General features: G+C 58.0%; 6 protein-coding genes. 4 read left to right on the forward strand and 2 right to left on the reverse strand.

The window, feature by feature from the left end:
* Positions 1 to 28 precede the first annotated feature (28 nt).
* Complete coding sequence (locus H8S59_RS08815; RefSeq protein WP_187521154.1) at positions 29 to 919, reverse strand: LysR family transcriptional regulator; 891 nt, start codon at positions 917 to 919, stop codon at positions 29 to 31.
* A 112-nt stretch (positions 920 to 1,031) separates the two neighbouring features.
* Here H8S59_RS08815 and H8S59_RS08820 point away from each other — a divergent pair, with 112 nt between their 5' ends.
* Positions 1,032 to 1,520 (forward strand): GlcG/HbpS family heme-binding protein, encoded by a 489-nt coding sequence (locus H8S59_RS08820; RefSeq protein ID WP_187521155.1) that lies wholly within the window; start codon positions 1,032 to 1,034, stop codon positions 1,518 to 1,520.
* Positions 1,521 to 1,624: 104 nt separating this feature from the next.
* Entirely contained in the window at positions 1,625 to 3,097 is a 1,473-nt protein-coding gene (locus H8S59_RS08825; protein WP_246475149.1) for an MFS transporter, read from the forward strand.
* 154 nt (positions 3,098 to 3,251) lie between these two features.
* Here H8S59_RS08825 and H8S59_RS08830 read toward each other — a convergent pair whose 3' ends face one another.
* Positions 3,252 to 4,196, reverse strand: coding sequence for a GlxA family transcriptional regulator (locus tag H8S59_RS08830; RefSeq protein ID WP_187521157.1), 945 nt, complete (start codon positions 4,194 to 4,196; stop codon positions 3,252 to 3,254).
* Between the two features lie 193 nt (positions 4,197 to 4,389).
* Here H8S59_RS08830 and H8S59_RS08835 point away from each other — a divergent pair, with 193 nt between their 5' ends.
* Entirely contained in the window at positions 4,390 to 5,334 is a 945-nt protein-coding gene (locus H8S59_RS08835) for a choline ABC transporter substrate-binding protein (protein ID WP_187521158.1), read from the forward strand.
* A gap of 74 nt (positions 5,335 to 5,408) precedes the next feature.
* Entirely contained in the window at positions 5,409 to 6,296 is an 888-nt protein-coding gene (gene cdhC, locus H8S59_RS08840; protein WP_187521159.1) for a 3-dehydrocarnitine:acetyl-CoA trimethylamine transferase CdhC, read from the forward strand.
* Positions 6,297 to 6,327: the final 31 nt, after the last annotated feature.

A 6,327-nucleotide genomic window follows, 5' to 3' on the forward strand; every position in this document is an offset into this window, starting at 1 on the left:
CGATCCCTGACTATCTTTCATATGGACCTTAGTGTGGATGATTCAGATCTTCGCTCTCAAGGATCTGACTAATCAGGTTGCACACAATTGGCAGTTTCTCATGGCGGCGAAACAACGCTCCCACCTCTGAAAATATGGGCGGCCCGGCTATCTCCTTGAAGACAATATTCGGCAGTTGGACAGTTTGAATGAGAACGCTGGGGATCACCGCTATACCCATACCCAGTGCCACCTGTGTCAGCACAGCGACCAGACTTCCAGGAACCGAACCAATCTGTGGAGCGAATCTTCCGCGCCTGGCCACTTCGCGCAACCCCAACCCCTGTTCAGGTAGGACAAACAATTCGCTGGCAAGCGCGCTCGGGAGAATGTCATTAACTGTTTTTGCCAGGAAATGGTCAGCGGGCAACGCCAGGCAGAAGCGGTCTCGCGCCAAAATACGGCTGGAGATCGCGTCAGGTAGTTCCACTGGCATTCGTACAAAGGCCACATCAATCCGTCCATCCTCAAGCAGTGCGGTGAGCTGCTCTGTAGGGAATTCTCGGGTGTTCACCATGACGTCTGGCCACTGATTGCGAAACCGCTGGACTTGGTCCTGGAGTACGCCGAAAAAGGCGGCTGACCCCACGTAGCCGATTTCAACGCGGCCAACCTGACCTCGACCTGCACGTTGACCCACGCTGATAGCTTTCTCGAATTGTTCCAGAGTAGCGCGGGCTTCTCTCAGAAATGCCTCCCCTGCCGGAGTCAAAGCGACGGAACGCTTTGTTCTATTAAAAAGCCGAGCCTTTAACGAGCTCTCTACTTCCTGAATCTGCGCAGTAAGGGTTGGGGCAGAAACGCCCAACTGCTCAGCTGAGCGTGAGAAATGCAGATTTTCCGCAACTGTGACGAAGGAGCGGAGATGGCGAATATCCATGAAAGCTGCACCTGCTATTCAGATTTACTGAATTATAAGACGGTTGAGCTTTGTTGTACTGAATTATCCTGCCTGTTTCAATCGCTGAACTCACCCCATCAGGAGTTCACCCATGTTCCGTCTTCCTCACATCGCCACTGCTCTGGTTCTCGCCGAATGCCTTGCATTGATCTCTTTGCCAGCAGCTGCATCGGATTTGCCCACCCAGCCAGTTCTGACCCTTGCCGCAGCCCAACAGATCCTCACGGCAGCGCAAACCAAGGCGCAAATGGCCGGGTGGCCTTGTGTTATCGCAGTTGTCGATAATGCGGGTTCGCCTATTCTGCTCGCCCGAATGGACAACGCCGCTGTCCCAGCGGGTGTCGAACTGGCGCCCGGGAAAGCTCGCACTGCCGCTCTGTTCCATCGTCCCAGTGGCGCATTGGAAGACGCTATCAATGGCCAGAGACCGGCCGCTATCACCGCCCAAGGCTTCGTGCTGATGCGCGGAGGTTTTCCGATCATCGTCGACGGATACACCGTCGGAGCCGTCGGGGTCTCCGCGGACACGCCTCAGCACGATGAAGAAATCGCTCAAGCCGGTCTGGCTGCATTCAAATAACGCTTAATTCAACCAATGCAGTCACCGCCCCGGCTATCCAAAGAGGCTCGCGTTCCATGAGAAAAGAAGCAGCCATACTGGTTGTCGCGTCAGCAGGTTGTGCCATGACCGTTCTTGATACGAACGTCGTGGGCATCGTTTTGCCAACCATTGCCAGAGATCTTCATGCATCGTTTGCAGAGATCGAGTGGGTCATAAGCGCCTACGTGCTCTGCTTTGCTGCCCTCCTCCTTCCGGCTGGCTCCATTGCTGACCGGTACGGTCGACGGCTGGTGTTTCTATTCGGGATAGCACTCTTCGGCGTCGCTTCCCTGGCCTGTGGTCTGGCGCCTTCAGCACCGGGCCTTTATCTCGCAAGAGCGGTACAGGGAGTAGGCGCCGCGTTCCTGCTTGCGCCTGCCCTGGCCATCATCGGACATACTTTCCACGATGAAAAAGCGCGCAGCCATGCATGGGCGATATGGGGTGGCATCATGGGACTCACCATGGTTATCTCGCCGCTGATGGGTGGAGTGATCAGTAGCTCGCTTGGCTGGCGCTGGGCGTTCTATATCAATATCCCGGCCTGTTTGTTGCTGGCGACAGCTGTCGTCATGCGGGTGGATGAGTCTCGTGACCCCACGCCCCGAGTTTTGGATATCCCGGGAATCACGCTCTTCGCCCTGGGCATGTTCAGTGTCACCTGGGCACTCATCAGCGGCCCCAGTCATGGATGGATGAGTAGCCCCGTGCTCCTGAGCATGATCGCAGGCCTGCTATTGTTCACAGTCTTTGTCTGGGTTGAAAAACGTCGCACTTACCCGATGCTTGATCTTGAATTGTTCAAAGCCAGGCCCTTCGTCGGCGCCGTACTCGCGATGCTCGCCTACGCCTCATCTGCTCAGGTCATGGCATCGCTGTTACCGCTTTTTCTACAAAACGGCCGTGGAAACGGCGTACTTGCAGCAGGTATCGCCATGCTGCCCTTTGCCCTCGCGATGCTGATTTTTCCGCAGGTAGGTCGGCGACTTTCGCCTTACCTTGATAGTGCGCGGATCCTGGCACTGGGGCTCTTGATCGTTGCATTGGGTAACCTGATCCTGATGTTCGCTGCCGTTAACCAGAGAGAACTGTTGCTGATTTCCGGTATGGCAGTTCTGGGAACAGGCGGTGGATTGCTCAATGGCGAAACCCAGAAGGCAATCATGGGCACTGTTCCCAGGCATCGGGCGGGAATGGCATCGGGCATCAGCACCACATTCCGCTTTACCGGCATATTGCTGGGGTTCGCCGGACTGGGAGCGGTGCTGGCCAGCGGCGTGAGATCTGCGATTGAAAGCAGCCTGATGCATTCCGGAGTGTCTGTTGAAAGCGGATTTGCCGAATATGTCATGGCTGGCGACTTCGACCGTGCTGTCGCTATGTACCCCAACGACTTGACTGAAATGCTGAAAAGGCTTGCTCAGCAAAGCTATAGCCAGGGATTCGCCGGTGCATTCTTGATTGCCGCAATGTTCGCGCTACTCGCCTCTGCTGCGGTGTATGTGCTGATGCGCCGCAATCAAAGCAAGAGCGAGCCATTTATAACGCATGGGTAAAGTTCGATTTCGTACAAAACTCGACTTATCACCGGTTCTAACCTCGCGGCTCACAGTCGACACAGCCTTTGATATTCGAACAGACTTTTGCTTCATGGCAGGCGATGTGTATGGAGAGCCAGTCGCATAATTTTTTTGCTCGAAGGAACGAGACTCAAATCAGTTCCCGCCTCCGATCCTCCCTCGGGCATTTCGCAAACCGCGCTCGGTAGCTTCGTGTGAAATACGACGGCGACTCAAACCCGCAGGCGATGCTCACTTCCAGCACACTAAGACCGCTTTGACGCAGCAGTTGCCGGGCTTTTTCCAGGCGCAGGCCCAAATAGAAGTTGCTCGGCGTGTCGTTCAGATGCAGACGAAACAAGCGCTCCAGCTGGCGTCGGGTGACTTTGATCGCCTCGGCCAGCGCCAGCGTGCTCAGCGGCGGTTCGGTGTACTGTTCCATCTCGCCGATCACGTGTAGCAGTTTCTTGTTGGTGATGCCGTAGCGCGTGGCGATCTGCATCCGTTGGTGGTCTTTGCGCGGGCGGATGCGACCAAGGACGAATTGTTCAGACACCTGAATCGCCAACTCAGGGCCATGTGCCTGGGCGATCAGGTCGAGCATCAGGTCGATAGAAGCCGTGCCCCCAGCGCAGGTGATGCGGCGGCGGTCGATCTCGAACAGCTCCTGGGTCACGGTGAGGCGTGGATAGGATTCTTTAAATGCGTCGATGGCCTCCCAGTGCAGGGTCAGTCGATAGCCTTCGAGCAGGCCGATTTTGGCAAGCACGCACGCGCCTGTGTCGATGGCGCCAAGGGTCACGCCTTCATGGTCGAGTCGACGCAGCCATTGCTCCAGGGCCGGAGTGACAAACTGCAGCGGTTCAAAGCCTGCTACCACCAGCAAGGTGGTGTTTTTTTCCAGCGGCACCAGCGCTGCGTCGGCGTTCACCGACATGCCGTTGCTCGCCAGTACCGCCCCGCCGTCGGCGCTCAAGACGTGCCAGCGGTATAGCTCGCCGCCAAAGCGGTTGGCCACCCGCAGCGGCTCCAGTGCGGAGATAAAGCCGATGGCCGAAAACCCTGGCATCAACAAAAAATAGAAATCCTGGGCCATGGGGCGCTCTCGTCGGACCGGCAGCGGGCTGCTGTGATAATTCCGGTTATGGGCGGGTTCAAGGGTGGCAGGTCGCCGTAGTGCAAAAGCGGGTCGCCGCCGTGCGCTTCGTCGCCTGTCAGGCCGCGTAACTTGATCTCACGGCGCACAAAGACGCCGAAACCCATAATAACAACCTGCCGAGGGCCCCACCATGAACCGACTGATCAGCCTTAACGTGCTCGCACTCAGCGCCAGCGCTATCTTGAGTACCAACGTAATGGCAGCGGATGCCGCTTCATGCCAGAACGTGCGCATGGGCGTGGTGAACTGGACTGATGTGATCGCCACCAGCGCCATGACCCAAGTGCTGCTCGACGGCCTCGGCTATAAGACCAAACAGACCAGCGCTTCCCAGCAGATCATCTTCGCGGGCATTCGTGACCAGCGCCTGGACCTGTTCCTGGGTTACTGGAATCCGCTGATGACCCAGACCATCACGCCGTTCGTTGAGGCCAAGACAGTCAAGGTCCTCGAAAAACCAAGCCTGGAAGACGCCCGTGCCACCCTCGCCGTGCCTGATTACCTGGCGGACAAAGGCCTGAAGACCTTTGCTGATATTGCCAGGTTCGAAAAGGAACTGGGCGGCAAGATCTACGGCATCGAGCCTGGTTCAGGCGCCAATACCCAGATCAAGGCGATGATCGCCAAAAACCAGTTTGGCCTGGGCAAGTTCCAGCTGGTGGAGTCCAGCGAAGCCGGCATGCTCGCCGCCGTAGACCGCGCGGTGCGCCGCAAGGAAGCCGTGGTGTTTTTCGGCTGGGCGCCGCACCCGATGAACGTCAACTTGAAGATGACGTACCTGAACGGCAGTGACGGCGCTTTGGGTCCGAACGAAGGCATGGCGACCGTGTGGACCGTTACTTCGCCGACTTATGCCGAACAGTGCCCCAACGTGCACAAATTGCTGACCAACCTGACGTTCACTTCCGCGGAAGAGAGCCGGATGATGCAGCCAATCCTGGATCACAAGGATGCCCTGGAGTCCGCCAAGCAGTGGCTCAAAGACAATCCCCAAGACCAGGCGCGCTGGCTGGAAGGCGTCACCACCTTCGACGGCAAACCGGCAGCGGCAAACCTTCAATTGAGCAGTCAATAACCTGATTTGAACTCACGTTTCGCGGTCATCCCGGGCCGCGAACGGCATCTCCACGTCTGTAAGGAGCCAACCCTATGAACCACGACGTCATCATCACCTGCGCACTCACTGGTGCTGGAGACACGACCGCCAGAAGCCCTCACGTACCGGTCACGCCCAAACAAATTGCGGCAGCCGCGGTTGAGGCCGCCAAGGCAGGTGCGACGGTGGTGCACTGCCATGTGCGCGACCCGCACACCGGCAAATTCAGCCGCGATGTGGCGCTGTACCGCGAAGTGATGGAGCGTATCCGGGAGGCCGATATCGACATCATCGTCAACCTCACCGCTGGCATGGGTGGCGATCTGGAGATCGGCGACGGCGAGCGTCCGATGGAGTTTGGTTCCAATACGGACCTGGTGGGCCCGCTGACACGTCTGGCCCATGTCGAGGAACTGCTACCGGAAATTTGCACCCTCGACTGCGGCACTCTGAACTTTGGTGATGGCGACGCTATTTATGTGTCCACCCCGTCGCAACTGCGTGCCGGGGCCAAACGTATCCAGGCGCTGGGCGTGAAGGCTGAGCTGGAAATTTTCGACACCGGCCATCTGTGGTTCGCCAAGCAGATGATCAAGGAAGGGCTGCTCGATAAGCCGCTGTTCCAGCTGTGCCTGGGAATTCCATGGGGCGCCCCGGCCGACACCACCACCATGAAAGCCATGGTCGATAACTTGCCCGCCGACGCGGTGTGGGCCGGTTTTGGCATCGGCCGCATGCAGATGCCGATGGCCGCGCAAGCGGTATTGCTGGGCGGCAACGTGCGAGTCGGTCTGGAAGACAACCTGTGGCTGGACAAGGGCGTGCTCGCCACCAATTGGCAACTGGTGGAACGCGCCAGTGAAATCCTCAGCCGCCTTGGCGCGCGAGTCATGACCCCGGCGGAAGGCCGCATCAAAATGGGCCTCACCAAGCGCGGCTAACGCCTGACGCGCCGCGCTGTCGCGCCACAAA

It is taken from the genome of Pseudomonas folii (genome assembly GCF_014357575.1).
Lineage (GTDB): Bacteria > Pseudomonadota > Gammaproteobacteria > Pseudomonadales > Pseudomonadaceae > Aquipseudomonas > Aquipseudomonas folii.